Source organism: Paraburkholderia sp. SARCC-3016 (assembly GCF_031119615.1).
In the GTDB taxonomy this organism is placed as follows: Bacteria; Pseudomonadota; Gammaproteobacteria; order Burkholderiales; family Burkholderiaceae; genus Paraburkholderia.
This window is the reverse complement of the sequence record NZ_JAVHZD010000094.1, coordinates 1-1169: the sequence shown is the minus strand read 5'-3', so window position 1 is coordinate 1169 and position 1169 is coordinate 1. Positions and strand designations below refer to the sequence as shown.

Annotated in this window: 1 protein-coding gene; it reads right to left on the bottom strand. The window is 66.6% G+C overall.

Going from position 1 to position 1169, the window contains the following annotated elements:
• A partial coding sequence (locus QYH69_RS35830; RefSeq protein ID WP_308836336.1) for a nitrate/sulfonate/bicarbonate ABC transporter ATP-binding protein occupies window positions 1–1169 on the bottom strand: 1169 nt, incomplete at both ends.

Here is a 1169-nt window from a genome sequence, read left to right as displayed (position 1 = left end):
TCCGACTGGTCGTTATACGAAAAGATCTCGCCATAACGTCCCCAGTTGATCACCGCGTCGAGCGTCTCTTCGGCCGCGCTATCGGAGAGGAAATCTTCGAGCTCCTGCTCGAAGCGCACGCGCGGTGCACGGTGACCGGGCCGCTCGTTGAGCACCTTCTTGATCCGCGCCGCAAGCGGCACGTGCTTGAGCAGGTGATCGGCGAACATCAGCTTGCGCTCCTGCGTGCCGAACTCGGCGAACACGCGCGCCGGCGGCGTGAGGAAGATGTCGCCCTCGCGCACGTCGGCAAAGCCCAGGTTCTGCAGCACTTCGGCGATCGGAAACAGGTCGTCCACCTCGAGGTGCAGCGAGCGCGCGATTTCCGGCATGTCCGCGCGCCCGTGATACGGCGCGGCCGCCAGCGTTTCGATCAGACCCGCCATCAGGTTCGTCGATACGTGCGGCAGCCAGCTATGCAGCTCGAGCCCCTTGCGCGTCGTCTCGCCGGTCTGGCGCGCCGTCATCTTCGCGTAGATGTCGTCCACCAGCTTGCGGAACGCCGGGTCCAGACGGTTGCGCGGATGCTTGAACGGCACCTTGATCTCGGCAATCACGCGCCCCGGGTTCGACGACAGCACGAGAATGCGGTCGCACATGAACACCGCTTCCTCGATGTTGTGCGTGACGATCAGCACCGACTTGATCGGCATGCGGCCCTGCGTCCACAGGTCCAGCAGATCGGTGCGCAGCGTCTCGGCCGTCAGCACGTCGAGCGCCGAGAACGGCTCGTCCATCAGCAGCAGCGTCGGGTCGACCACCAGCGCGCGCGCGAACCCCACGCGCTGGCGCATGCCGCCCGACAGCTCGCGCGGATACGCATTCTCGAAGCCGTCCAGACCGATCAGGTCGATCGCCGCGAGCGCGCGCTCGCGCCGTTCGCGCGCCGGCACCCCCTGCGCCTCGAGCCCCGCCTCGACGTTCTGCAGCACGGTCAGCCACGGAAACAGCGCGAACGTCTGGAACACCATCGCGACGCCCTCGGCCGGCCCTTCGAGCGGCTTGCCCATATACGTGACTTCGCCGTCGGTCGGCTCGATGAGCCCCGCGATGATGCGCAACAGCGTCGACTTGCCCGAACCCGAGCGGCCCAGCAAACCGACGATCTCGCCTTCGCGCAGCGACAGGTT